The sequence below is a fragment of the Endozoicomonas sp. ALC013 genome (genome assembly GCF_049310205.1).
Taxonomy (GTDB): domain Bacteria; phylum Pseudomonadota; class Gammaproteobacteria; order Pseudomonadales; family Endozoicomonadaceae; genus Endozoicomonas.
In genome coordinates this window covers 1-26,598 of sequence record NZ_JBLYNS010000052.1, presented here as the reverse complement: position 1 = coordinate 26,598, position 26,598 = coordinate 1, and the positions used below count along the sequence as shown (strand labels likewise).

Below are 26,598 nucleotides of genomic sequence, written 5' to 3'. Positions count from 1 at the left end.
CCGGAAAACGGTATGCTCGATGCCTGTGGATATTGAACAGCATTTTTATAACACAACTCATTTTATCGTCGCTGTATTTATCACAAGAAGCAACTGTTCTTTTGCACAAACTCTATCTATTTTTTAATGCACTGTTTTTGTTCATTGATTCAATTTATGAAGTGTTCACGCCATGTACTAAGTATTTTTCGTAATACCCGATGAATTTACCACTCTGATACCCGATTCTTCTCACTGGTAGACTTAGCGCCAACATCGATTGGCTGTGGATAACCCCATGCAAGTTCAAAATATGCCCAACTATGGTGCGGTTCCTCCTGCGGAAATGGCAAAGCTGGCTGAGCAGGCAGTAATAGGCAAAGCCAAAAAACACCCTGAGATAACCATGATCCTGGCGATTATGGCCGGTATCTTTATTGCCATTGCCGGCATGTTCTATACCGTAGTGATGGCCGGTGCCCAAAGCATGCCTTACGGTATGTCCAAACTGGTGGGTGGTATTGTCTTCAGTACCGGCCTGATGCTCGTAGTGCTCTGCGGTGCCGAACTGTTTACCAGCAGTACTCTGCTGCTGATGGGCAAGGCAACGGGTAAACTGAAGTTCCGTAACATCGTTAAAAACTGGGGGCTGGTTTACGTTGGTAACTTTATCGGCTCTATTCTCTTTGCCCTGCTGATTATTGGTGGCGGGGTCTGGGAAGGCGGCAATGGTCAGGTAGGCCTCTCTGCCATGTATATTGCCAAGGCCAAATTGGGCTATCCATTCTTCCAGGCCCTGATCCTGGGTATTCTCTGTAACCTGCTGGTTTGCCTGTGCTACTGGATGACCCTGAGTGCACGCACAGCTGCGGGTAAAATGATGGCCTGCATTCTGCCGGTAGCGGCGTTTGTGGTAGCGGGTTTTGAGCACTCCGTAGCCAACATGTACCTGTTGCCAGTGGGCTACATGGTTAAGACTGTGGCTGGCCCTGAGTTCTGGCAGGCGATTGGTTACACCGCTGCCGATTTCGACATGATCAGCCTGGGCAACATCTTTATGAATCTGCTGCCGGTTACCATCGGTAATATCATTGGTGGTGGTGTGATGGTGGGTTTGAGCAAGTGGTTTGTGCACCTTCGTGTTAAAGGTTAATCAAGGTTTAACTGAATGACCTATGATGTGGTCATTCAGTTTCAGCTTTGCCAGCGTAGGAATGCTTCAACATCTGCTTGATGCCCTGCGCTGTTTTTCTGCCAATCCCCCTGGTTTGTGCCAGCTCTTCAACCGAACTCAGCAAGACCGCTTCAATCGAACCGAATTTCTGCAACAGAGCCCGGGCTTTCAGCGAGCCAACACCCGGCAAACACTGCAGCATATTTAACGATTGCCGGACCGGATTTTTAGATGGAACAGGCCGGGACCCCATACCCGCAGAATTCATAAGCCCTCTGAACTTGCTCCATTGTCGCCCCACCATAATCAATAATGCAGCAGTCTCATTCGGGTTCATGGAACGAAGTACGGGAATACCAAAATACAGTGACACTGTGACCAGAGCCCCTTGAATAGACTCTCGTCGTATACCCGATGAACACAACATGTCAGTAGTTCCTTCAATCAGTAATACTTTGCGATAAGGAAAACTAAACTGGCTCAACTGCCGAAATAACCGACCATCAATAATGGAGGCCGCCAGATCGGTCAGCGTTTTTCTCTCAACCAGCCAGTCGTTGTTGATTTTATAATCTCCACTATCAAGAGAGACGGTGTTCACAACAATCCCTTCCCGCCCCTGCAGTATGTCAACAATCCCTGAAGCCCTTTCCCGATAATCAATGTCAATCACGATATTATGCATGGTATGAGCGTTATTCTGATCATTAGGACAGGCAGCAGTATAGCTAATTGTGTATGCTTGCTAAGTAGCTGGCCATATGGAATCACATATTTCTGGCTACTTGGGCAGGTGCTATGCGAGGCACAACGGAGGGAACATAGCCGTAGCTATGTGACCGGAGTTGTAACGAAGCACGACTGCATGGATGCAGGAGCTAGAGCAACGCAGGAGCGGTTGCCGGGAGTGCCTGAACAAGGAGTCAGAAATATATGATTTCATATGGTTAGCTACTTATTGCCATGCAGAGAAATAGAGGGATAAGCAATGAAGTCAGTGGCAATCTTCTGCGGTGCCCGGTCTGGTCGTAAGGAAGCGTACCGTCAGGCCGCTGAGGCATTGGTGGACTCGCTGTTAGAGCAAGGCATCACCATCGTTTATGGCGGTGGTAATGTTGGACTGATGGGCGCTATCGCTGATCGAGCCATCGCCGGAGGTGGCACGGTGGTTGGGGTGATTCCCCATGCCCTGGTCGGACAGGAGCAGGCCCATAAAGGCTTGAGCGAACTGATCCATGTGCAGGACATGCACCAGCGCAAGCAGACCATGGGTGAGCTGGCGGATGGCTTTATCACCTTGTCCGGTGGTGTTGGCAGCATGGATGAACTGTTTCAGGAAATTGCCCATAAGCAGGTAGGCTACCATGGTAAACCCTGCGCCATTCTGAATACGGCTGGCTATTATGATCACCTGGTGGCCTGGCTGGAGAATGCCGTGGATGAAGGCTTTATCACCCGCTACTGGTTTGAACAGCTGGTGATTGACCACTCCCCGGCAGAACTGGTGAATAGAATGATAGGGGCAAAAATATGAAGCCGCTGCTGGTTTATCTGCATGGCCTGAACAGTTCATCCCAGTCAAGCAAGGCTATCCAAACTACCGGGTATGTCCGGGATAACCGGCTGGATATTGAATTATGGATACCAGATCTGCCGGTTTTTCCATCGGATATTGTGCAGTGTATACAGAGCCACCTGAAAAAATCGCTGAACCTCAGGGATATCTACATCATTGGCAGCTCCCTTGGTGGCTTCCTGGGAACCTGGCTGCAACGCTGGCTACTGGATAATGGCCACCGGAAAAAGGCAAGACTGGTGCTGATTAACCCGGCCGTCGTTCCCCATGAACGATTCGAAGCCTTTCTCGGCCCCCAGAAAAACTTCCATACGGGAGCCGACTGGGTTATGACCGAAGAGTATGTTGAGCAGCTGCTCCTTCTGGAAACAGAGCCACCAGCATCACCGGACAACACACTGCTTATGGTACAGACGGGCGATGAAACCCTGGACTACCGCCTGGCGGTGGAAAAATATCAGCAATGCAGAGCGATCGTACAGGAAGGTGGCAGCCACACTTTTGATCATTTTGAGACCGTGTTACCAGAAATATTTGACTTTCTGGAACAGGATTTTCCGACATCCGTTTGAACAAATCACCGTCGATTCGTTACACTCTCCATTTTCACGCTTTACATCATAAAGCGATCAGTCAGCAAGGACTCATGGTAAAGAACGACTACAATGCCGAGGCGATTGAGGTACTCAGTGGCCTCGACCCGGTGCGCAAACGCCCCGGAATGTACACCGACACCACCCGGCCAAACCATCTTGCCCAGGAAATCATCGACAACAGTGTGGATGAGGCTCTGGCAGGGTTTGCTTCCCATATCAAGGTCACCCTGCACAAAGACCAGTCTCTGGAAGTAGTGGATGATGGCCGTGGCATGCCCACCGATATCCATCCGGAACATGGCATCTCGGGTATTGAGCTTATTCTCACCCGCCTGCATGCCGGTGGTAAATTCTCCAACAAGAACTACCAGTTCTCCGGTGGTTTGCATGGGGTGGGTGTTTCTGTGGTCAATGCGCTCTCCAGCCATCTGGAAGTGACCGTTCGCCGTGGCGGCGTTGTTTCTGCCATCAGCTTTAAAGATGGCTACAAGGATGAAGACCTTCACGAAACCGGCACCTGCGGACGTCGCAATACCGGAACAACGGTTCGTTTCTGGCCCGATGCCAGCTACTTCGACTCCCCACGATTTTCCGTACCAAGGCTAATGCATATTCTCCGGGCCAAGGCAGTCCTTTGCCCTGGCCTGCGGGTTGAATTTGATGACCGTATTTCTGAAGACGTGACCGAGTGGTACTACGAAGATGGCCTGAATGACTATCTCAAAAGTGCCACCAGAGGCTTTGCCGTGCTGCCCGCTGAACCCTTTACCGGTTCCCTGAAAGGGGAAAGCGAGGCGGTAGACTGGGCCGTCCAATGGTTACCCGAGGGTGGTGAACTGCTGACGGAAAGCTATGTCAACCTGATTCCCACCCCGCTGGGCGGTACCCACGTGAATGGCCTGAGAACCGGCCTGCTGGAAGCCATCCGGGAATTCTGTGAGTTCCGGAACCTGTTGCCCCGTGGCGTGAAACTCGGTGGCGATGACCTGTGGGAAAACTGCGCCTACGTATTATCTGCCAAATTGGCAGACCCACAATTCTCCGGCCAGACCAAAGAACGCCTCTCTTCCAGAGAGTGTGCCGCCTTTGTCTCTGGTGTGGCAAAAGATGCCTTTAGTCTCTGGCTGAACCAGCATACCGCTGAAGCTGAACTGCTGGCAGAACTCTGCATCAGCAATGCCCAGAAACGGATGCGCAAAGCCAAGAAGGTCGCCCGTAAAAAAGTGACCCAGGGGCCAGCACTACCGGGTAAACTGGCGGATTGTGCCAGTCAGGACCTGAGCATGACCGAACTGTTCCTGGTGGAAGGGGACTCGGCGGGCGGCTCTGCCAAGCAAGCCCGTGACCGTGAGTACCAGGCCATCATGCCGTTGCGGGGTAAAATCCTCAACAGCTGGGAAGTGGACTCCTCAGAAGTACTGGCCTCCCAGGAAATACACGATATCTCCGTAGCCCTGGGAGTTGATCCGGCATCGGATAACCTGGATGGTTTGCGCTACGGAAAAATCTGCATCCTGGCCGATGCGGACTCCGATGGCTTGCACATCGCGACCCTGCTCTGCGCCCTGTTCGTTCAACACTTCCGCCCGCTGGTGGAACGCGGCCATATTTATGTGGCCATGCCTCCGCTCTACCGGATTGATGTGGCCAAGGACGTCTATTACGCCCTGGATGAAGCGGAGAAAGAAGGCATTCTTGAACGCATCCGTGCTGAGAAAAAGAAAGGCAAGATCAATGTGCAACGCTTTAAGGGACTGGGCGAAATGAACCCTCTGCAGTTGCGTGAAACCACCATGTCTGCAGACACTCGTCGTTTGGTTCAGTTGACCCTCGACAATGAGCAGGAGACGACTCAGCGGATGGACATGCTGCTGGCCAAGAAGCGCAGTTCGGACCGCAAGACCTGGTTGGAGTCCAGGGGGAATCTGGTTGAAATTGCTTAAATGATGGTAGATCGACGTTATTCATTTTTGTACAAACGCAAAAGGGCAGTAGAAAAACTGCTGAAAAATTCCAGATAAACATTGAGGCTGTAACCGATCAGTTTACTACCAGTTTGAATCTTATCACGGTTGTTCATGGCCTGAGTTCCTAAGCTCAGAGCGTACCCAGAAGTGTTTACCAAACCGTGGGAAGTACACTCTAATGCTCACCCGCACAACGATACTTGTGAATGGGTTCACCCGTTTGAGCGTGAACAGCAAGAACCGGATAAACGGAGGGTCCGTGGCCATTAGGATCAGTAGCCTCCGCATACTCGCCATCGGTTTTGGGTAGGTTGTTCTCGGGGCATAAATAAAAAATCATCGGCGCGCGAATGCTGAATTCGCGGGGCTCAAGCAGGTAGTCCTGCTCAATCACCCTCTGCTGCGCCTTGCTCAGCGCAGGATTGGCAATAAAGCGCACAGGGATCGCAATATCCCATGCCTTGTCTTCAATTAGCGGAGCTTCGGCAGGAGTAATTATTTCCGGGACGCCTATGAATCGTGCCAGAACAAAGTCTTTGTACGCCGAACTGCCCCAATCATAAGCGCGTACATGTTGTCGTCCGTTGACGGTGATAATGACTGCGGGGGTCAGCCTTCGAGGCGTACCTTCCGGATTCTCCATGGACGCATAGGTCGCGTGCACCTGACCCTGCTGCTCGATCGCAGACAGGAAAACCGACAAAGTGCGGCTGGGTACCGCGCGATGAATAATCGGGATTTCCTGCACATGAGCCGCTTGCGGCGGTTGAAACTCTGCCGTCGCGCGCCATACCAGGTCATTCTCCCCCAGCAATACAGGCGAAAATGTGGCGCTGGGAAAATACCCCTTGCGGCTACCGCTTTGGTCAACCACGTTACCAGGTGCCAGCTCCAAATAGGTTCGTACGTCAGTCCGGGCCTGCTGCGCAGAGACGCCAAACTCATCTGCAATCATGCGCGATGTGACCTTGCGCTCCCAAAGCAACTGACGCTCGATATAACGTAAGCGCAGCCACTGCGCATGACTGAGCGATGTTTTGTGCTGACCGAGAAACGTTGAGTAATGCATACCAGTTTTTGTTCGGCGTTGGTGGACGGAGTGTAATTCGAGATCTAACCGATACTCGGAACCAGTATATGGCTTGACTTATTTCAGGACAAATAATATTGCATGTAGATCATATTATGCAAAGTATCTTTGTTTGAGTTACTGCGTGGTGCTATAGTGGCGTCTTCTCAGTCGGAGAATGCTATGTCGCTAGAGTTTCTGGAGCAAGCTCGCAACGAACCGATGGCGCGTCGAGAACTGACCATTCAGTCTCATGCGTTGCTCGTTGTACGAACGCTCGATTCAATTTACAGCGCCCTACAACGCAAGCCGTTCGGCGGAATCGACTTTGATGTCCTTGCGGCCATCATGTACCTATTTGACGCCATGCTGTACTACACCGACCGTGAGCGACAGCCGGGTATGACCCGTAGAGAGGCGGAACTGTGCCTAGTGGAACACATGCGAGAGGCGTATCCTGGACACAATGATGCTAGCTATGTGCAGGTAGCCGGCAAGATTTTCGCCGCGATCAAGGATCCTTTCCGTCTGCGGTTCTATGACTTTACCGAACGTGCACATTCTGACGAGCAGGTGGTTCGACTGGTGCGTCATGACCAGGTTGTCGGCTCAGACGATATCCTCTGGTCACTGACCGATGAGGGGATGATGTTTTATACCCTTCGTCTTGATGAAACGCCAATCGAACGTGCCGCCATACTGGCTTGGCGCACCCTCAAGACTATCCGTCGTGGCGAGATCGACAAAGCGGTGCACCAGATCCAGTCGACCCAGCGGCAACTTGAGCAATACCTGATTGGTATGCGAATGAAAGTGCGCGCCGCCCAGGCAGGTGATTTAAGTGCATCCTACGCACAGGACATCCGGCCAATTCTCAGCGACTCCTTCGATAAGACCGAGGAGGTGCTTGGGCATATCCAGAGCACACTCGCCACCATCACAGAAATGCTTGCCGATGGCCGCTCAGAACTGCACCCCGATAAGCTCAATAAGCTGCGCAAGGCGCAGGAAATCTTCGCCGACGTCAGCACTTTCACGCTGAGCTATCAGGACTGCCTGCATGATGTGAACAAGGACTTTGAGCAGGCCCGTCTAAAGCTGATCATTCCGAGGGATAATACCCTGTTCCGGGAGACACTTGAAAAAGCCGCACTTAAGCCTCTGCTGGCCCACACTCCAACGGCAGCTGAACAAAGCATGGACGACTTAGTTGCATGCCTGCTGGCCCCGCGCTGCCAATATGATGATTGCCACACCCTGCTTGATCTGGAATTGGTGCTGAACCTCTACATCGATCAGTTCGATCAGGTGTTGCCACACGAGATCCAGGACCCCACCGAACAACCCGAGGCGATAGAAACCAGTCTGCAAGGCATTCCCGATTCGGTGATCCGTCATTGCAGTAGCTGGGTGTCCAGCCGTCTGAAAGCGCAGGGCCAAGTCAGTTTTGCAGACGTATTTGATGCCTACGAGGAGGGTGAGTTATCCGAACAGGAGCAGCAGGTCTGTTTGCTTCATATCGGCAGCTTGGCGACCAACAACGATTCCTCCATTGAAGTAGATGTGGACGACACCCCTATCGAATCAGCTCTTTGGCGAGCCGACAACATCATCTTGCTGACAGCAGCCCCTGTACCGACCCTCGAGGAGTAGTTATGTACGACGCAGATCAACACGCTAAACGCTACGCCGAGATCGCCACGCAAGCGATCATGAGCTCATTGGGATACAAAATGGCTGATGATGCGATTCAGCGGGCTCTGGAACTCCATGGTGATGTCCTGTTTATGGAAATTATTCGTGGCATCGCGGCTGGCATGAAGTTGAACTATCTCGGTATGCACGAGAGCTATGGGGTGTTGTTGACCGCCAATGGTCGTGGTCCGTATGCCCCCACCCTGGGTTGGCTTAATAAGCGCCTGCTACACGATGTGACCACTGAGCAGATGGGCAAAGAGCGCAAGGAGCAGCGCCTCTTTGCAGGCCTGACGCTTATCGCGTTGCTTGCGGACATGTTTCCTAACCCTGATTCGGTTCGGGTTGAGTCTGGTCAAGTCAGAGGCACCAGTGCAGCCTCGGTGGTGGCCAAGCTCAACGATGTAGCCGATCAGGTTATTGCGCAGCGCAAGGCCGAGGTAGATGGGGCGGTGGATGGCCTGCTCCTTGCTGCCCGGTTTGTGCAGGAAGAGCGCATCCCCCGTATCTACGACGAAAAGGTGGCGCGCGTCTCCAGTATTCGCTCGCAAACTGAGATGGCAATGCGCTGGATACAGTTGCTGCAGGAGGAAGGCTTTCTGGCTGAGGACAGCAGCCTGTCGGGAGAATCTGACTGGTATCCGACCCAGAAGCTCAAACACTATCTGCGCCATACAGGCATTGAAGAGACAGTGCGCTTCGTGATGGATATCGATCCTGCAACAGAGGAGCAGCCATCTGCCCCAGGCAATGCTGAGGCGACGACATCAGTCGATCATCCTCAATCCGCAGAGGACGGAGGACAGCCTGCCTCTATCGAAACCGCAGAAACACAACACAAATTGGAGGTTTGATCATGTGGCTGATCAAACGGGTCTATATGGATGGCGCTGGTCACGAAGAGGCTTTCTACAAGGACCTCAATCTGAATTACATCGGCCTCGCCCAAGCTTCCGAACTGCCGGATGATGCAGTGCGCAGAGCCCCTGCCAAGAATACAAAGGCAGTGGTCAGTACCTATCAGCAACTGGTGAACGGGGGTGGAAAGTCTACCTACATCGCCTTGCTACTATCTGTCTTTGAGCCATCTGTCAACGACTTCACTCAATACCTGGCCAACCGCCGCAAGAGCCAATACCACTATAAAAATTACTTCTATCGGGAGCTGTCCGTCATCCTGGTGGAGATGGTGAATGAGGACGGCCAAACCTTGCTGCTGGGGCACGCTCATCAGCGCAATGGGAATGAGGTGGAACGATTATTCTTTATCTGCGACGCTCCCGACAGCCTGCTGGATGCACCGTTTGATGAGGTGCCCTCATACTCACGCGCCGAGCGTAGTCGTGAGTTGCGCCCCTACGCTAACACCTTGCACAGTTTTGAGAGTTGGCTTAATCAGAAGGCAGGTGGTGACGGTGGTATGCACTGGCGCAAGACTCGGGTAAATAAAGAGTGGCGCGAGTTTCTAGTGGAGCAACAGATCAACGTTGATCTTATCAAGACCATGGTGACCTTCAACTCTGAAGAGGGCGGGTTAACTAAATTCATCGACTATAAGACCGAACAGGATTTTCTCGGTGCCTTCTTTGCGTGCAGTATGTCCAAGGACACAACTGAACAGCTACGCGAGTTGGTGACGCACGAGGTCCATCGTCAGGGGGAGCTGGAAGCGATTCGACGTAACGAATCCTTCCTGGGGGATGTGTTGTCTAATTGGCGGAAGTTCCTTGAACCGGCTCATAAACTCGAGGCTGCAGAAGCGCAGCAGCAGGAAATGGCTGAAGGATTTCGCGAGGCTATGCGAGACCTCACAGCCTTTGCTGAGAGTACACAGGCAGAGCACACCCGTCTGAAGGAACAGTCTGAAAGGCTGCAGGAAGAGGCTGATCAAGCGACATCTGACCGTGTTCTGCATAGAAAACGCAAGGTGCTTCTCGAACATGATCTTGCTCAACATCAATTGAACGAACAACAGCGTAATGTCGACAAACTCAATGATGAAGCGGACTCTCATCAGTGTCACTTAGAGATTGCGCATGCTGCTATCGATTACAAAACCTATGCAACGGCGAAAGATCGCTACCGCCAATCGGTTAATGACCTTCAGGTGTTCCAAAGCGAGACGGAAAAACCACTGCAGGTTATCTTCGACCGCGCGGCTGGCGAGGCATTAGGTGTACTGCGGCGAGCGATAAGTGGTCACCAAAAGAAGAAGTCTGAAGTCACGGGACAGCTGGCAGCGCTTGAAACGCAAATTCAGACTCTTGGAGAGTCCATTGGCGATTTGAGGGCCAAGCTAGGTGGTCTGAATGCTGAGAGTAAGCAGTGCAGAAAGGACCGGCGTAAAGGCGAATTGCGGCGGGATTCGCTGCGCGAGGATGGCCTGATTCAGGGGGATGAAACCCCAGCGTCAGCGCAGCACCGATTGGCATCGCTCTTACAAGATGCCGCACAACATAAGGCGCAAACCAAAATCGATGCAGACAAGGCTGAGCAGGTCCTTGAGGCGCATTATTCTGTGGTCAGTCAAGCCGAAGTTGCACGCAGTCAAGCCCAGAACACACTCACCCAGGTCGAGCAAAAGCATCAGGAGGGGGTGGACAGCGCACAGGCGCTGACTAGTAACTACCATACGCTTCCCACGCTGACTCAGCGTGCCCTTGATCTTGAAGATGCTAACTGGCACAGCGCGCAGTGCGGATTGCGGATCGATGAGGTACTGGAAACCGATACTCAAACGCTGCAGGTCTCTAGGCAGCGCCTGCTGGCCGCCCAGCACGAGCGGGATGAGCTAAAGCAGACGGGCCATGAAATGGTCACCAAGCAGATCAAGAAGGCGCTTGAGGGGTTTTACGCGGCGGGCATTGCGCGTGAAAAGCTGTGGGCCTTCCCTCGATACCTCGCCTCCGCCTTCAATGACGATGCGGAACGTATTGCGGGGGTGATCGACCAAAATCCGGGCCGCTATCTGAGTCTGGTTGCGCTGGATGACGCAACGTTCGCACAGGTCAGCGAACTGAGCGACACGCTGCCATGGAAAGGAGTGCCGATTGCCATTCATCGACTCGATGAGGCGAAGGATCTCCTGGGCGGGTCACCCGACTCAGTACAGGCGGTACTTTCTAATCCCGATAAATACGGCTATAGCCAGGCGGCTTACGAGGCAAGGCTTCAGGAGCTGGAACAAGCTGTCGTTTCGCAAGAGACTCTTGTGGAGGAGGCAGAGCGTGACCTGATGATGCTGGAGGCATTCAAGGGTGACTGGCGCTTGCACAATGATCAATACGGGAAGCACTGGTCGAACCTGGTCAATCAGCTAGATCAGGCTCGCTCCGCACTGGCGGAGATGGTAGAAAAATTGGAGCAGGCGAAACAGCATGAGCAGAAGCTGCGTGATGCAAAAGGTCAAGCTCAAGCACTCTTTGAAAGTGCTCAACAACAGCACCAGCAGGCCCAAAAATTCCATGACACTCTGGATGATTTTGTGGTAACGGAATGGGCTGCGCGCAACACAGCAATAGAAAAACTAGCGAAGTTGAATGAGCAGAAACAGCGGTGCGAGGATACCCTTGAGACCCAAAGTGACGAGTTAAAGCAGACCGAACAGGCAGCAGAAAGCGACCGATCCGAGGCAACCCGGCTCAGCTTTCAGATTGACCAGTGGGCCAGCCTGAGTAACCAAGCCCTTTATTCAGGAGTGCTGGCAACCGAAGGTGGAGCTGATCGGAACCCGCAAGATGCACATGACGCTGCCGTTCAGGCACAGAAGCAGCTACTTGAGGCGGCCCAAGGTGATAAGGTCACGGAACTTAAGCACCAGCGGGAAAAAGCCGAGCAGGCACAGAACGATGCGCATGATCAATTATCCACTCACTCCGCCTACCGCACGCACTTGGGTGATGTTCAAGCTGCGGCCAGCAGTGCTCTCGCGCTGATCAATGACCGGATCACACAGTTTGAGAGGCAACAGCAAGAGTGCTCGAAGCGACAAATCACGGCGCAGGCAACTCTGCAAAATATTAGACAGAAATGTGAAGAGACTCGCGAGGCATTAGTCGAGGGTTTTGTGTGGACGGAAAAGCCCACTGAGGTTGAGACGATAAAAACAACCCTTTCTGATACCAATGCAGCCCTAAGGGAAGCGAAGGAGCGAATTAATCACCTGGCGGAACGGCAGAAGCTCCTTTCCAAAGATATAGAGGCTGTGAAAGAGCAACTTCACAAGGCCGATAACGCTCAGGCGATGATTCAGTCTTACACACCGACACCTGCGGCAGGTCTGCCCGTCAAGATTCTGGATATAGCCGAGTATGTGGATGCACTGCGCACTGAGAGCCAAAGGTATGCGCAGTTGGAAAAGACGCTGAAGGTGCAAGAAACGCAAGTAGGCATCGTTTGGGGGCACTATCGCAATCGGATTATGGAAGAATCCGCCAAGAACCCAGATGATCGGGCCAGTCAGGAATACCTGCACCGGTTGGAGTCCATCGCCACCTGGCGAGAGGTGCTGGGCGATTTGGAGCGTGTAGACACTGGGATAGCAGAGGTGTATGAGGCGGTGAAGGACAGTCTGGAGCAGTTCCAGCGCTCGATTAAGCTGACCGTTAAGCAACTGACTTCTCATCTGGATCGAGCCATCAAGCTTCTGAAGCGCGCCAAGTCGGTTAGAATACCGGACAACTGCCCTGTGTTGCCTGGCCGCGCTATTCTGAAGATGACGGACCGGCTGAATGATCTTCCTGCAGACCTCGAAAGTTTTGCTAGCGCCCGCCTGCAGCACTGGATCGCCAAGGGGCAAGTAGCCCGCTCCCCCAACCGAGACGTACTTACAGCTGACCTGGTTCAGTCGGTATTGAGCGAAGGGGATCTGGATGTGCGCATGTTGAAGACCAACGCTAGCCGCCCGAAGTGGACTCATATCACTCAGCTTGAAGGCTCAGGAGGCCAGCTCCTCACCTCGGCCTTCCTGCTCTTTGTGACGGTAGGCAAAGTACGTGAGTATGACACTGGAATTTCAGGCGCAGGCTTCTTGCTGGCGGATAACCCGCTTGGCAAGTCGAATGCCGATGACCTGTTGCGCATTCAAACTCAGATGGCCCGGGCCTACAACATTCAGCTCATTTATCTGACTGGCATTTCTGATGAAAACGCCCAGTCGATGTTTGATAACCATCTTTTTCTGAATAAGACACAGAAGCTGAAAAGGCGGGATCTGGTTACTATTGACAATAGCCGCCAAGCTTTATGGGCTGCCTCGTTGGCCGCTAAACCTCAGCCTGAGCCGGTCTTGTAGGGGGCTATGATGAATGTTGTAACGACGTGGCTCTCCCGGTTGGAGTCGACCGCCCATAAACACCGCCGTATGGCTGGCAAAAGCGCCCGCACTGTGAAAGCCCAGGCAGTACTAGAAGAGGTGCTACGTACCCATCAGCAGGAATCACGAAGCCATGACATCCCTGATTTGCTGCGTCAGGCGATTAAAGAGCTGATTGCGGGTGATTGGCGAGCTCAGCCCAAAAACGAAGCTAAGTGGCAACCCTATTGGCGGGGCCTACGTCTGCCCAGTGCATTTGTGTACAACGGTATCAGCGCCCCCGTAAAGACAGCGCAAGAGATCGCGTGGCATCCCTGGCTGGCAGGACGAATTACCGGCCCAGTAACAGTGCAGGTAAAGGAGCGTCTGCAGCGGCTGAATGCATACCTGTTTCGCCAAACTGAACGGGATAAGCCACTATTCCCGGGTACGCTTGGGCACCGTGAGCGCTCGCTATTGATCTTTAGCGATGAAAAAACGTTGGACTCCATGCCTGCCAATGGCTGGAAGCATGTCCTGCTGACACTGGCTGACATGGGTGCTATCCGTCGTGCGCCGCCGCTGCCGTATGAAACATCAGGCCGTCCCGACCTTCCGGCTGTGATCGTTGAGAACTCTGACGTGTATTACAGGCTGTGCCAAATTAATCGTGACAAAACACGATGGTCCCTGGTTGTTTATGGTGCCGGTAACAAGGTATCAGGTCAGGCGGAGCGTGTATCTCAGCTGCTTGAGTCGGAGCAAGTGACGCAATTGCTCTATTTTGGTGACTTGGATGTGGCCGGTTTGAAAATCGCCCACCAACTGCATTGCAAGTTACTTGATGATTACGGCATATCTCTACAGTTGGATGAATCGCTTTACCATGCGCTGATCCTCAATCGTTTAATGACGCCCGAGGGCAATGCAAACAACGAGCGATTTGATTTTGAGGCGCTATGCGACTGGATGCCGCGTTTTGTTATCCGCGAAATGAAGGCGTTGATAGCAGGCCACCAACGACTACCACAAGAAGGTGTGGCTGACATCTGAAGTGGCCAGGTAACAATCTTAGGAATTGTCCCGAAATAATTTCCACATTTTGAACTCGATCTCCGTTCATCCTGAGTGCTGAGCTTGTCGAAGTATCGAAGGGTGATTGGCACAATACATGAGGCCGGAGTTCACGCCCTTCGATACTTCGACAAGCTCAGCACTCAGGACGAACGTAGTTTTGAAACCCAGAAATGTGGAAATTATTTCAGGACAGCTCCTTAATTAGCTCTACAGCCCTGATGTGAAGTAGTAATCCGCCCAAGGCATATCAACAAGGGACTTACTTCATAGGTTGCTGGAGAATTGCTATGAGATTCCGTTCCTATAGAGTCTTTAAGATTCTTGAGCGGTGAGCGGCTACGCCAAAGCCCGATTTTAAGCCAAGCTTCCTGCCAGTCCTGTTGCCACTCGCTATGGCCAAAATAGCCGTTTTTCTCCAGGTGGAACTGTTTTTTAAACAGGACTTTGGAGCCAAAGCAGATAGCCGGGTCATTGCTTTCCAACCTCTGCCGTATACGAAGCAGGCGAGCCTTTAAGGTTGACAGACGTCGTTTAGACTGGTGCTGGCCAAAGCGCAGTTGAGCGCGCTTTTGAGGATTTTCTTCTTTGTTCAGTGTCTTTGTCTGTTTCTCTATGTGCCGATGCTTTGACCAGATGCGACGCTGGTAACTGTCTTCAGTGTTTGCCAGGTTGGATATGACTGAGCGAATCTTACCCTCAATGCTGGATTTCGCTGCATTAAAGTACCGGGCAGGAATCCGGTAGCGGGCAATGGTCTTGTTTTTCAGGGAAGCCAATGATTGTCCCTTACGGCACTGTGCATATAACCCACGTTCGATGGACGACATCAGCCCGGCGATAGCGGACAGGGCGGCTTCTGGGCAGCGGAGACGTTCAGGCGGGTCTGGAAGGTCAGTGACAGGCTGTCAGTCAGAAACGAGTCTATTTCGCTCATGGCTACCCGGTTTCCTCTACAAATTTGCTCAATTTCTCCATCAGCTGCTGGTTTTTGTGACTGCCAAGATCACTGATGATCTCGTACTGCCAGCCTTTAGAGGCGCAATAGAACGAAAGCACTTCCTGCTGCCACTACAGGTCTTTTTCTTTCTGGTATGACTGGAAACCCACCGTTTTGCGCTGTGCCTGTGGAGACTGTTTCGTCATTAACAGACTGGCGCTGTAAGGTCGTTGACCGCCGACAGTAGGCTCAGGCACGAGTTTTCCACAAGCCTCCCAGCGAGAAGGGGATACCCCTAAATGGTCAGCGGCCTGAGAGATGGAGTATCGATCATTCACAACAGAACTTACTCATTGTGAATAGGTTCAAGTAACTAAGATAGGTTTTTGTTAACTGCAACAAGCCCCCAGGTTATTCACTCTTGATTAAAACCGCAACGAGCGCAACATTCGTTGTTATGATTCAAGGCTCAAGCTGCCTTTATGCCAGTCCTAAATACAATACACCACCCTGGAAACGGGCAAATGACTGTATTATTGCGACCAAAAGACCTGCACAGGACAAGTCTGGCAGGGCTTGTTGCGCTCGTTGCTTTTTATTTCAACTGCCTTGTTTAGAGTGCTGCGAAGCTCACATCAATAATATTAATTTGGCCTCTGGTGCCAAATCGGTAGGGCATTTGCCATGGCCCAACGATTTTCCACCAACCCACGCCAACACCAGCGGTGACGATAGTGTGCAGCCCGTCGATAACTTTATGGCCAACGACGTTCGGGTACATTCGACGCAAGATCAGATTATAAGGGAAAAACTGGCCAGCATGAGTGTGACCGGAAACCTGTAGATCGGCCTTGTTCTCAATACTTTCTGGTATAGAGACGGGATTATGGTCAAAGACAATGATCGGATCACTGGCTTGAACATTGTCGCGCTCATAAATTTCTTTCAGACTCATCCGATTGGTAACGGCAAACTTATTACCGATGTCATCGCGGCCAATTAAGCGAATGCCATCAATAGTGAGTACCTCATCGTGCAGAATCTCAATTCCTGAATTCTTGATAAAGGCAACATTACCATCCACATCGTTACCGTAGTATTCATGATTACCAAGAATCGAATAGACACCATGTTTTGCTGTTAATTCAGCAAAAACTTTTTTGTATCCCTCATTAACGTTGGTATGGCTGTCCTGAAAAATATCGCCACCAAACATAATGATGTCGGGATTTTCAGCGTTAACCTTCGCTACCATATCCACAAACAGCTGTTTGTTGGACGTTGGCATAAGATGGAGGTCGCTTATAAAGGCGATACGCAGCTGTTCTCTATCAGCGATTTTGTTAACAGTGATTTGGGTATGAACGACATCGGTATAACGATAGCTGATATAACCAATGACAGTCACTGTGCATAGCGAAGCGGCAATAATCCATTTTCGAAGATAGACCGGCACAGGCTTTATCAGATAATGAACGATCAGCAGTATCAGTACAGTAAGCAGCAAGTAGTGTGCAAGATAGACATAATTACCAAAAAACAGGCCATACAACTCGTTTTCAATAATGAGGTTCTTTCTGATATAGGCTAGTGGCAAGATGCCAAAAAATAGCAGCACGCTGGACAAAAACAGCTTAAACAACCGATAACCCTCGGAGAGTGGTGAATTTTCAATGCTAGAAAGCAGCCAAACGCAGATAATGTCAACAGAGTAGTCGCCTTCTCAATAGTTATCTAACAGTTGTTGTGTAAATATTGACTGCCAGTATTAATGGCAAACCCGGTTAACATGATAACAAAGAAAATAACAGCCAGAATAGACAGTGCGGTATCAGCACTTGTACTTGAGATAGGCATTAAACTTTCACTACCCTGATGGTTTCATTGTTAGGTTTGCGATGATATTCAGGTTGGCGAATTCTGTCGTTAAATTTATTTAAACCACCAAATACCTGAAAGATTGCATTGTATTTCTATGATCTGATAAGTATTGTTACATACTAAGCTCTTGTATATGCCATACGGACAGCGTATGCGAGAGTTTGACTCAAATCAGAATGATCATCAGGGAAGCTTATCAATGTTAAAATTTCCAGTCATTGCCTCTGCACTCCTGTGCGTAGCCACATCTGTAAGCGCTGCCGACAAGCCGGTTGGATCCGGTCCTAACCCATATTCAGACTGTGGTATTGGAGCCGCTCTGTTTTCCGAAGGTCCTGTGTGGGCTGCGGTAACCTCAAATGTCATCTGGGATATTGGATCAACGGCTGTTACTTCTGCAACCATGAGCCCTGAAACATGTAATGGCAGCAAAGTAAAAACGGCACAATTCATTATTGATAATTACGACAATCTGGCCGAAGAAACGGCACTTGGACAAGGTGAGCATTTGACCGCAATGTTGACTGTGCGGGGGTGTCAGGCATCGGCTCACCCGACGATTGTTCAGTCTATCCGCAAAGACATGGTGGGCAACGTGACAGCTGCCAGCTATTCAACCCTGTCTGACGTGGAAAAAGCCACTCAATATTATCAGGCGATGGATGCAGGTGTTGCCAGTGTAGCGGATAGCTGCTCCGCCTGATCTGATGTTTGGCGTTGTCTGCAGACAGCGCCAGTCCATATCTCAGTCAAACCATAAGACCTGTAAGCAGTGACTAAACCTATCTTCTCTCTTTGCCTGTTGCTTTTATCGCTGTCTTCTTTTGCTGTTGAGCCTGACACCTCCTCTGTTAATCCTTATATCCATCTTGCTACCATCCAAAAGCTATCAATAACCGATACATGGAAAAAATTGCTGGTTTATGAGCCATCCGGCTTATTGGGTGCAGAAGTTGAAAGTGCAATTCAGACCAAAGAATTCTTTCTGGCTCCCGATGGTCGAACCAAACCGGAAGCTGAACTACTGGCAACACTACAGGCATTCTCACAGCCAGTGGACAGTGACCCTGACTCTCACGCACAATGTCGTTTTCCTGCAAGGTATCAGTGGCTCAAGTCGGAACTTGGTTTAACAGATGAGTCAGTGACGCCTGTTCACTGCCCTGAATTTTCTGAATGGTCCGAGTACGGTGATGCGAAATCATTAAGCATTATTTTTGCCTCGGGGTACCTGGGTAACCCGGCATCTTATTATGGCCACACCCTGCTGAAGCTGAACTCAAAAGACAAAGACCGTACTCAGCTATTGGATACCAGTGTCAATTTTGGAGCCATCGTAGAAGATGGTGAAGACCCGGTCAGTTACATTTTCAAGGGCTTGTTTGGTGGATATAAAGGAGGCTTCAGCCATGCTGAATACTATTTTCATAATCAGAATTATGGGGAGCTGGAACTGCGTGACCTCTGGGAGTATGAACTGGATTTAACACCTGAACAGGTCGATTTTGTCCTCGCCCATACATGGGAAGTCTTGGGTAAGGAATACCAATACTTTTTCCTGAATAAAAATTGCTCATTTCGTCTTGGGGAATTGCTTGAGATTATCGATGGAGTGAAAGCCAACCCCGATAATGATTTTTGGGTGATACCGCAATCTCAAATTCTGGAACTGGACAAAGCCACATTAAACGGCAAACACTTGGTAAAAGCGATTACTTTTCAGCCATCAAGGCAGTTCCGTCTCTATAGTCGTTTTCGCACGCTTCAGGACCGACATAAAAGCATGGTTGCACAAGCCATTGCCAACCCGCACATACTCGATACGGATATTTTCCAGTCAGAACGTATGGACGACAGGTTTTCAATACTGGATACCCTGCTTGATTATTATCAGTTCCTTGGTCAGACCGCTTCAGAGGACGATCAACACGCCATTGAGCTGGCCTATCACAATGTACTGGCACACCGCTACACTCTTCCTCCCGGTGGCAGTAATCCCACCTATGAAAAGCCCGTCTCGCCCGATGAAGGGCGCGACCCAAGCCTTATTCAACTCGGGCTGCGTTACAATGACGAGCTTGGCGGTGGTATGACGGTGAATATTCGTCCTGCCTATTATGACAGTCTGGATGGAGGGGCAGAACATGCTGAGTTTGGTGAGCTGATTATGGGCCAGGTTGAACTGTCCATGTTTGACGACAAAGTCATTGTGGATGGTGTGGACTTTGTCAGTATTCAGAGCCTCGCAACAGAAGCGACCGGGCTTCCCGGTGATGGGTATGATTCGTGGAGACTGAAAGCGGGTTTACAGCCTGCCCGGCCCGACTGTTCAGAAACCTGTCTGACACTTCAGCTAGAGGGCGACAGGGGATACACGGCAATGGCTACCGATCACCTGGCTCTCTCCGGATTTGTTGGTGCCGCCGTTCGTGACAACAAACAAGGGGCCGGAAATCTGGAAGGCCGCATCACCGTCAATGCCGTGGCCAGCATCTCTGAACGGATAAATGCACTTTTTGAATACCAGCATAAGAAGCAAATTGATGGCTCCAGATCAGACCTAAACAGCTTCCGCTTTGATACCCGATATCAGATTAGCAAAAACCGGGAGTTAAGGTTTTCCTATGAACATGACGAAAGTGATGAATTTACCGTGCTTTTTGGACATTACTGGTAGTGACAGCTAACAGAAAGAGCGGGCTCAAGACAACCGCTGCCGATATTCAGAACTTCGCCTTTCTTCGTTTTTAAGGCAGGTAAATGGCGTATTCCTTTATAAATAGCGGTTTTTATATTCCCTGCTGAGGATAAAAAACCGCATCATCAATAGCATTAAATCACTGCTTCGCTAATGGCCTCACGATAACAGTCTACATTGCGCAGACCTGTGTCAGCATCAAACCAGTGCCAATGATCCCGGTTGATTTCCAGTGGCAACTCATGCCCTTCATCAATCTGGGCAGATTTATCAAGGCGAACACTAAGCCTCTCGTTAGAGCCTTTTACAACACCGACCGCCAGTAACTCAGAGCCTAACCGCTCAACAAGTTCCACAGACAGTATCAGGTCCGCATCCTCTTTTGAGCACAGCTGTAAATCTTCAGCACGGATGCCCAAAATAGCCGAGTCACCATCGAGTTTGCCCGACAGTGTGGCAATTTGGCTATGTCCCAATGCAATTCCGTCAGCTAACTGAGTTGCTTTCAACAAATTAATCGAGGGAGAGCCAAGAAAGCCGGCGACAAAAAGCGACGACGGATTACTATAGAGTTCGTCCGGTGTACCAATCTGTTCGGGTATGCCATTATTCATAACAATCAATCGGTCGGCTAACGTCATGGCTTCGATCTGATCATGGGTCACATAGATGGCAGTTGTTTTAAGCCGACGCTGCAACTTCTTGATCTCAAGTCGCATCTGGCCTCTCAGCCTTGCATCCAGATTGGATAAAGGTTCATCAAAGAGAAAGACCTCAGGCTTACGCACAATTGCGCGCCCCATGGCCACACGCTGACGTTGTCCACCTGAGAGCTGGCCTGGTTTCCGATCCAGCAGTTGAGAAAGCTCAAGCGTTTTTGCAGCCTCTTTAACCCGCTTGTCAATCTCAGCCTTTGCCAGCTTTCGATTTTTCAGGCCGTATGCCATGTTGTCAAACACCGTCATATGTGGGTAGAGCGCATAGTTCTGAAACACCATGGCAATATCCCTGTACGCCGGCTCCCTGTCATTCACCCGCTGATCTTTTATCCACAAGTCGCCACTGGTGATGGATTCCAGGCCTGCAATCATTCGCAGAAGCGTTGATTTACCACAACCGGACGGGCCAACGACAACCACCAGCTCACCATCAGCGATATCGATGCTGATGTTTTTTACGGCTGCAACACCATTGGCATAAGTCTTTCCAAGGCCGTCTATTTGCACTCGAGACATATTGATATCCTGTTATTTTTCGGTTTCCACCAACCCCTTGATGAACATTCGCTGGAAGATCACCACAACCAGAACCGGGGGAATTGTCGCCAGAATGGTTAAGCCAAAGGCGATATTAAACTGAGGTAAGTCACCACCTTCGTTGATGGTTTGAAACATTTGTCGTATGCCAATGACGACTGTGTAGTAGTCAGTATCTGTTGTCATCAGTAATGGCCAGAGATACTGGTTCCAACCAACCACAAACATGATGATGAAAATTGCAGCCAGCATGGTGGACGACAAAGGCAGAAGAATATCGACAAAGAACCGCACCGGCCCGGCACCATCCATACGGGCAGCTTCCATTAATTCTCCAGGCACTGAGCGATAGAACTGCCGGAAGAAAAAAGTGCCCGTCGCTGATGCGATCAAGGGAATAATCAATCCGGCGTAGCTGTTGAGCAGCTCCAGCTGGGCGACCACTTCATAGGAAGGAATAATCCTGACCTCCAGAGGTAGCAGCAGTGTTGCAAAAATCATCCAGAACAACGGTGTTGCCAGGGGAAACCGAAAATAAACCAGGGCATAGGCAGCAATGGTGGAGATAATGATCTTGCCAATAGCAAAGCCCAGACCCAGCACAAGACTGTTCCACAACATACGCCAGGCGGGTGTTGATAAATCATCATTACCGCCAAGAATGGCCTTGTACGTTTCCCATCCATGCCCTCCGGGAAAAAATTGCAGCCCTTCCTTAAACAATGTCTCCGGCGTATGGGTGGATGACATGAGCGCAATCCATAAAGGCAACACCATAATCAGGGTGCCCATTATTAAAATACCGTGACGTATGACGGTGCGAGTCCATGGTTTACTCATCAGTAATGCACCTTTTTATCAACATAACGGAACTGGATAATCGTCAGGCAAATAACAAACAGCATCAGAATAACCGACTGCGCGGCGCTACCTCCCAAATCAGCGCCAAGAAAACTATCCTGATAAATCTTGTACACCAATGTCGTAGTTGAGCCTGCGGGGCCGCCACGGGTGGTCAGATCGATCACGCCAAAAGTTTCGAAGAAAGCATAAGTCGTATTGATAACCAAAAGGAAGAACGTGGTTGGAGCCAGAAGTGGAAAGGTAACTGTCCAGAATCGTTTAATAGAACCCGGGCAATCAATTCTTGCAGCTTCCTGAACAGAAGCAGGTATCCCCTGCAAACCGGATAAGAAGAAAATAAAGTTGATGCTTAACTGCTTCCATACAGAAATTAAAACGACAACGAAGATCGCATCACTTCCATCCCGGGTATGGTTAAAGTCAAAGCCGAGTGCGTTGATACCATTGTAAAGATCCCCCATCAAAGGGCTGAACAATAAACTGCCAACCAGGCCAGCCGCTGGAGGCGCGATGGCATAGGCCCACATCAGAAAGGTTTTATAAACCCCGGCACCGGTCAACACTTCATTCACCTGAACCGCCAGTAGTAATGCCAGTGATAGAGAAAAAAGGGTAACCATCACTGAAAAAAACAAGGTAAACAACACCGTGCTGACATACTCCGGATCTTCCAGAACATCAGTAAAATTTCGCAACCCGACAAATTCGCTGGAAAGCCCGAAAGCATCTTCCATATAAAATGACTGCTGAATAGCCTGGCCAGATGGCCAGAGAAAAAACACCAGGATGATGAGTACCTGGGGTAATATCAAGAAATACGGCAGTGCACTGTGTTGAAACTGATTTTTCTGCACAACAATTTATAACCCGAAAAATGTTACCAGAAGCACCACAGCCCCTGAGTAACTGTGGTGATAGAACAATTAGCCACTTAGTTATAAGTGTCGTTAAAGCGGGACAGCAGTTTGTTGGATTCACGCTCAATAGAATTGAAGGCATCGTCCACACTGGTCTGTCCGGAGAGAATCTTTTCATAATTCTTGTAGAGGCTTTCACGAATCTGAACGTAGTAGCCCAGACGATAGCCTTTGGTCCACTCGCCACCAGCAAGGCTCAACTGCAGCATACCAACCTCAGCATCCGGTGCTTCCTGGTAATAGCCACTCTCTTTGGCCAGTGTATAGGCATCGTTGGTGATGGCCACATAGCCAGTTTCCTTGTGCCATAACAACTGAGTCTCAGCCTGTGTCAGGAATTTGTAGAATTCAGCAATGCCCTTGTATTCATCCGCATCGTGCCCGGTAAAACTGAACAGTGCTGCACCACCAATAAAGGTGCTTTTGGGCTCTTCGATCAGGCTGTTCCAGTAGGGCAGATAGGTTGTGCCAAATTCAAAGTCAGCCGTCTTTTGCAAGTTTCCGAAAGAACCGGATGAGCCCAGCCACATTGCCACCTGACCTTTGGTAAAGGCATCCTGATTATCGCCCCAGGCTCTGCCGTAATAGCCATAGTAGCCATCATCCATCCACTCTTTGACTTTGCCCCAGTGCATTTTCAGGGCATCGTTGTTATAGAGAATTTTTACATCAGTGCTGTCGTAACCGTTGTTGCCAGTTGCCATGGGCAGGTTATGGCGGGAATGGAAGTTCTCGGAAAAGATCCATGGGCTGTGAGACTGAGCCAATGCCAGATAACCAGCGGCTTTCAGTTTGGGCGCTGCCTGCTCAAACTCTTCCCAGGTTTTGGGTGGAGTTACACCGGCTTTGGCAAGGGCTTCTTTGTTGAAATAAAGAAGAGGTGTGGAACTGTTGAAGGGCATTCCGATCATTTTGCCAGCAGAGTCTGCATAAAAGTGTCGAACACCGGGGATATAATCGTTGCTATCAAAGGCAATGCCATTATCTTCCAGCAGATCCTGCACTGGATAGACGGCACCCTTCGCATTGATAACAGTTGCAGCACCGGCATCAAAAACCTGAATGATATGTGGCGCTTTTCTCGCTCTGAAAGCTGCAATACCGGCAGTCATCGTGTCTTCATAACCGCCTTTGTTTACCGCTGTCAGCCTGTATTCATCCTGACTCTGGTTAAAGCGGTCTACTAATATTTCAACCACTTCACCATTTCTTCCACCCATGGCATGCCACAGGGTTAATTCGGTTGCACCCTGTGCAATTGATGCCGCAAAAGAGGAGACACTCAAGCCAGCAAACACGATCAATTTTCTGATATTCATTTATAACAATCCATTTCTGATTTTATTAGTCAACAGAACACATCCTAAGAATTCAAAATGACAGTTTTGTTAAAATCTGAAACTCGACTTGCCGGTTTCTAATGGACGTTTGTTTGATTCAGGTTAAAACTTTAGCTCATTGACCCGTTTTCCTGTGTCGGGATAAGGTAGAGCTTTAACGCAGTTATTATCAGACGATGGCTAATCCAGGGAGGATTAATGCCTCATAAACTTATCCTCAAGCTGTTGCTTGCCTGCTCTGTAGTGCTGAACATCTCTTCAGTTAAGGCTCAAACCCCAGCTGAGATTGATGAACCCCTCTATAAGCCGTTCATTGAGCGCTATATTCTTGATGAGCTCAAGAATCTCCGTCAGGATCAGCAGTTCATGCGGGCTGAACTGATCAATAAAGTTGCTGAGGCCCGGCTGGATGCCTCAGATCGGGCGGTTCGCTATACAACGGATACCGTTAACAATATCTTTTTCATCATTACTGGCGCGGCTTCGATTCTGGTTTTGCTTGGGTGGCGTTCATTGCGAGAGGTTCGTGAAACCATTAAGGCACAGGTCGAAAGCCAGGTTTCTCAGATGACACTGGAATATGAGAAAAGGCTGAATGAGCTTGAGACGAAGCTGGTCGTGCGTTCGGAGCAGATTATTTCTGCCCAGGAAAAGATATCGCAAACCAATCAGGTTCATTCATTATGGATGCGTGCAGGGCTTGAGACGAACCTCCATGAGCAGATCAACATCTATGACCAGATTCTTGAAATCAAGCCAGAAGATGTTGAGGCACTGACCTATAAGGCTGACTCGTTGCTGGATCTTGGTGAGGCCCGATGGGCGCTATCACTGACCAATCAGGCGATTGATCATGATCACGAATATGCGCTTGCCTACTGGCAAAGGGCCTGTGCAGAAGCGGCACTTGGGCAGCATGATGAAGCAGTACGGGACCTTGAAACCGCCATACTGCAATCTCCCGCATTAAAGGATGAAGTCGTCAGTGAGACGGCTTTTGAGGTTCTGCATGGCCATCTGTCGTTTAAGAAGTTGTTACAGCCAGAGATGTCGGATGTAGAGATGAGTTAGTTCTCGTCCAAAAAACCAACCAGCTGAGGACATGAGTATTTTATTCTGAAAAATAAGTGAAGCCCTTCTATTTTTCCATATCAGGTAGGAAAGGCTTCATGTAAAACATGAAACCCTATTCGAACCGTAACTATTTTGGCCTTAACTGACCTATATCATGAGGCTTACCTGTTGCCATATCGATATCATTCAAGAAAGCCTTTACCCGCGATCGGATATGAGCAATATGACTTTTATCCGTTGTCATAAAGCCAAACGGAATAGGTATGGGAGAAGTATCCGGTGCTGATAAATGATATATAACGACAGCAAATAAATCGCTGTTAACAATCACCTCAACGTTGCCGTTGCAGAAGTCTCCTGTGTAGCCAAACAGGCTATCTTTATCGAAATCCTCAAACTCTATTCCACAAACCCGCCGTAGCCGGTCATGATTTTCTGCCAGCGGCAAATACAATTTTGGCTGGTACAGCTTTTTGGCTTTTTTCCCCGTGGTTTTTGCGCTATCCCGTACATATTGTAAGCAACTAAGAACTTTTTCGGATTTTCCCCAGAAAGGATTATTGGGTACCAGCCATATTAACTCGTCAGCCTCATGCCTGGTTCTCTTTGGTTGCTTTACATTTTTTTCCAGTATCTCGGTAATCAAACGCCAGTTTTCAAGGGTATAAATGATACCCAGAAAGGGGGTGAGATCAGCCCCTCTAGGCGACCCCGTAGCGAGGACGACAGAAAATTGAGGATAAAAATTCGGTTTTTTGAGGTGAATAGCGGGGCTATTTGCCGAACAAAACGGAATTTTTAGACCAATTTGCTGCCACCGCAGTAGGGCAGTCTATTCTCGGACTAATGGGATGGTCCGCCCCTCCTAAACGGCTTCAAATGAGCCAAAATGGAGTTAACCATTTAAACAGGATTAACCGGAGCGAACCACCCATGACTATTTCAGTACTTGGTATCGATATTGGCAAGAACAACTTTCACCTGTTTGGTGTTGATGAGAAGGGCAGGAAAGTCATCAGAAAGAAGTTGTCCAGGAAGAATCTACTGGAGTACGTGGCAAATCTGGAGCCTTGCATTATCGCTATGGAAGCTTGTGGTGGTGCTCACTATTTGGCCCGGTTATTCATGAGCTATGGACATACTGTCAAGCTGATTTCACCTCAGTTTGTCAAGCCTTATGTCAAAACCAACAAAAACGACTACAA

22 protein-coding genes are annotated in these 26,598 nt (G+C 49.9%); 12 read left to right on the top strand and 10 right to left on the bottom strand.

The window, feature by feature from the left end:
• The first annotated feature begins 277 nt into the window (after nucleotides 1-277).
• Nucleotides 278-1,132, top strand: a complete 855-nt coding sequence (gene focA / locus ACO6V1_RS11585; protein WP_422447301.1) for a formate transporter FocA — start codon at nucleotides 278-280, stop codon at nucleotides 1,130-1,132.
• Between the two features lie 31 nt (nucleotides 1,133-1,163).
• On the opposite strand, the gene ACO6V1_RS11580 is transcribed toward focA, so the two are convergent.
• Complete coding sequence (locus ACO6V1_RS11580; protein ID WP_422447303.1) at nucleotides 1,164-1,838, bottom strand: ERCC4 domain-containing protein; 675 nt, start codon at nucleotides 1,836-1,838, stop codon at nucleotides 1,164-1,166.
• A gap of 303 nt (nucleotides 1,839-2,141) precedes the next feature.
• On the opposite strand from ACO6V1_RS11580, the gene ACO6V1_RS11575 reads away from it, so the two are divergent.
• The 3 genes from ACO6V1_RS11575 to parE all read left to right on the top strand — a co-directional run bounded on the left by ACO6V1_RS11575 (nucleotide 2,142) and on the right by parE (nucleotide 5,268).
• Nucleotides 2,142-2,687 carry a TIGR00730 family Rossman fold protein gene (locus ACO6V1_RS11575; RefSeq protein ID WP_422447305.1) on the top strand — a complete coding sequence of 182 codons (546 nt, stop codon included), beginning with the start codon at nucleotides 2,142-2,144 and terminating at the stop codon, nucleotides 2,685-2,687.
• Nucleotides 2,684-3,301, top strand: a complete 618-nt coding sequence (locus ACO6V1_RS11570; RefSeq protein WP_422447307.1) for a YqiA/YcfP family alpha/beta fold hydrolase — start codon at nucleotides 2,684-2,686, stop codon at nucleotides 3,299-3,301. The genes ACO6V1_RS11575 and ACO6V1_RS11570 overlap by 4 nt, the downstream gene beginning before the upstream one ends.
• A 74-nt stretch (nucleotides 3,302-3,375) precedes the next feature.
• Nucleotides 3,376-5,268 (top strand): DNA topoisomerase IV subunit B, encoded by a 1,893-nt coding sequence (gene parE, locus ACO6V1_RS11565; protein ID WP_422460485.1) that lies wholly within the window; start codon nucleotides 3,376-3,378, stop codon nucleotides 5,266-5,268.
• 199 nt (nucleotides 5,269-5,467) lie between these two features.
• Here parE and ACO6V1_RS11560 read toward each other — a convergent pair whose 3' ends face one another.
• Nucleotides 5,468-6,361 carry a WYL domain-containing protein gene (locus ACO6V1_RS11560; RefSeq protein WP_422447309.1) on the bottom strand — a complete coding sequence of 298 codons (894 nt, stop codon included), beginning with the start codon at nucleotides 6,359-6,361 and terminating at the stop codon, nucleotides 5,468-5,470.
• Nucleotides 6,362-6,544: 183 nt separating this feature from the next.
• Between ACO6V1_RS11560 and ACO6V1_RS11555 the strand changes: the two genes are divergently transcribed.
• Genes ACO6V1_RS11555 through ACO6V1_RS11540 form a run of 4 tightly spaced genes read left to right on the top strand, consistent with a single transcriptional unit; the run spans nucleotide 6,545 to nucleotide 14,402 of the window.
• Nucleotides 6,545-8,014, top strand: coding sequence for a hypothetical protein (locus ACO6V1_RS11555; RefSeq protein WP_422447311.1), 1,470 nt, complete (start codon nucleotides 6,545-6,547; stop codon nucleotides 8,012-8,014).
• 2 nt (nucleotides 8,015-8,016) lie between these two features.
• Nucleotides 8,017-8,910, top strand: coding sequence for a hypothetical protein (locus tag ACO6V1_RS11550; protein WP_422460446.1), 894 nt, complete (start codon nucleotides 8,017-8,019; stop codon nucleotides 8,908-8,910).
• A gap of 2 nt (nucleotides 8,911-8,912) precedes the next feature.
• On the top strand, nucleotides 8,913-13,349 hold the full coding sequence (locus ACO6V1_RS11545; RefSeq protein WP_422447315.1) for a hypothetical protein: 4,437 nt from the start codon (nucleotides 8,913-8,915) through the stop codon (nucleotides 13,347-13,349).
• Between the two features lie 6 nt (nucleotides 13,350-13,355).
• A complete protein-coding gene (locus tag ACO6V1_RS11540) occupies nucleotides 13,356-14,402 on the top strand; it encodes a Wadjet anti-phage system protein JetD domain-containing protein (RefSeq protein ID WP_422447317.1) in 1,047 nt (348 codons plus the stop codon).
• Nucleotides 14,403-14,623: 221 nt separating this feature from the next.
• Here the strand turns inward: ACO6V1_RS11540 and ACO6V1_RS11535 are convergent, their stop codons facing one another.
• The 3 genes from ACO6V1_RS11535 to ACO6V1_RS11525 form a co-directional block, all read right to left on the bottom strand.
• Complete coding sequence (locus ACO6V1_RS11535) at nucleotides 14,624-15,202, bottom strand: hypothetical protein (protein ID WP_422460442.1); 579 nt, start codon at nucleotides 15,200-15,202, stop codon at nucleotides 14,624-14,626.
• A 292-nt stretch (nucleotides 15,203-15,494) separates the two neighbouring features.
• On the bottom strand, nucleotides 15,495-15,701 hold the full coding sequence (locus ACO6V1_RS11530; RefSeq protein WP_422460440.1) for a hypothetical protein: 207 nt from the start codon (nucleotides 15,699-15,701) through the stop codon (nucleotides 15,495-15,497).
• Between the two features lie 275 nt (nucleotides 15,702-15,976).
• Entirely contained in the window at nucleotides 15,977-17,005 is a 1,029-nt protein-coding gene (locus tag ACO6V1_RS11525; RefSeq protein WP_422447323.1) for a metallophosphoesterase, read from the bottom strand.
• A 438-nt stretch (nucleotides 17,006-17,443) separates the two neighbouring features.
• Between ACO6V1_RS11525 and ACO6V1_RS11520 the strand changes: the two genes are divergently transcribed.
• Together ACO6V1_RS11520 and ACO6V1_RS11515 are read left to right on the top strand one after the other, a co-directional pair.
• Nucleotides 17,444-17,947 carry a DUF3015 family protein gene (locus ACO6V1_RS11520; protein WP_422447325.1) on the top strand — a complete coding sequence of 168 codons (504 nt, stop codon included), beginning with the start codon at nucleotides 17,444-17,446 and terminating at the stop codon, nucleotides 17,945-17,947.
• A gap of 69 nt (nucleotides 17,948-18,016) precedes the next feature.
• Complete coding sequence (locus ACO6V1_RS11515) at nucleotides 18,017-19,921, top strand: DUF4105 domain-containing protein (RefSeq protein ID WP_422447327.1); 1,905 nt, start codon at nucleotides 18,017-18,019, stop codon at nucleotides 19,919-19,921.
• A 155-nt stretch (nucleotides 19,922-20,076) separates the two neighbouring features.
• Here ACO6V1_RS11515 and ugpC read toward each other — a convergent pair whose 3' ends face one another.
• The 4 genes from ugpC to ACO6V1_RS11495 all read right to left on the bottom strand — a co-directional run bounded on the left by ugpC (nucleotide 20,077) and on the right by ACO6V1_RS11495 (nucleotide 24,298).
• The gene (gene ugpC / locus ACO6V1_RS11510; RefSeq protein ID WP_422447329.1) at nucleotides 20,077-21,177 is read right to left on the bottom strand and encodes a sn-glycerol-3-phosphate ABC transporter ATP-binding protein UgpC; all 1,101 of its coding nucleotides are present in this window, start codon (nucleotides 21,175-21,177) and stop codon (nucleotides 20,077-20,079) included.
• A 12-nt stretch (nucleotides 21,178-21,189) separates the two neighbouring features.
• On the bottom strand, nucleotides 21,190-22,038 hold the full coding sequence (gene ugpE / locus ACO6V1_RS11505; RefSeq protein ID WP_422447331.1) for a sn-glycerol-3-phosphate ABC transporter permease UgpE: 849 nt from the start codon (nucleotides 22,036-22,038) through the stop codon (nucleotides 21,190-21,192).
• Complete coding sequence (locus ACO6V1_RS11500) at nucleotides 22,038-22,796, bottom strand: ABC transporter permease subunit (RefSeq protein WP_422466933.1); 759 nt, start codon at nucleotides 22,794-22,796, stop codon at nucleotides 22,038-22,040. The genes ugpE and ACO6V1_RS11500 overlap by 1 nt, the downstream gene beginning before the upstream one ends.
• A 197-nt stretch (nucleotides 22,797-22,993) precedes the next feature.
• Nucleotides 22,994-24,298 carry an extracellular solute-binding protein gene (locus tag ACO6V1_RS11495; RefSeq protein ID WP_422447333.1) on the bottom strand — a complete coding sequence of 435 codons (1,305 nt, stop codon included), beginning with the start codon at nucleotides 24,296-24,298 and terminating at the stop codon, nucleotides 22,994-22,996.
• A 219-nt stretch (nucleotides 24,299-24,517) separates the two neighbouring features.
• On the opposite strand from ACO6V1_RS11495, the gene ACO6V1_RS11490 reads away from it, so the two are divergent.
• The gene (locus tag ACO6V1_RS11490; RefSeq protein WP_422463776.1) at nucleotides 24,518-25,390 is read left to right on the top strand and encodes a tetratricopeptide repeat protein; all 873 of its coding nucleotides are present in this window, start codon (nucleotides 24,518-24,520) and stop codon (nucleotides 25,388-25,390) included.
• Nucleotides 25,391-25,520: 130 nt separating this feature from the next.
• Here ACO6V1_RS11490 and ACO6V1_RS11485 read toward each other — a convergent pair whose 3' ends face one another.
• Nucleotides 25,521-26,039 (bottom strand): hypothetical protein, encoded by a 519-nt coding sequence (locus tag ACO6V1_RS11485; RefSeq protein ID WP_422447337.1) that lies wholly within the window; start codon nucleotides 26,037-26,039, stop codon nucleotides 25,521-25,523.
• Nucleotides 26,040-26,326: 287 nt separating this feature from the next.
• On the opposite strand from ACO6V1_RS11485, the gene ACO6V1_RS11480 reads away from it, so the two are divergent.
• A partial coding sequence (locus ACO6V1_RS11480) for an IS110 family transposase (protein WP_422466931.1) occupies nucleotides 26,327-26,598 on the top strand: 272 nt, incomplete at its 3' end.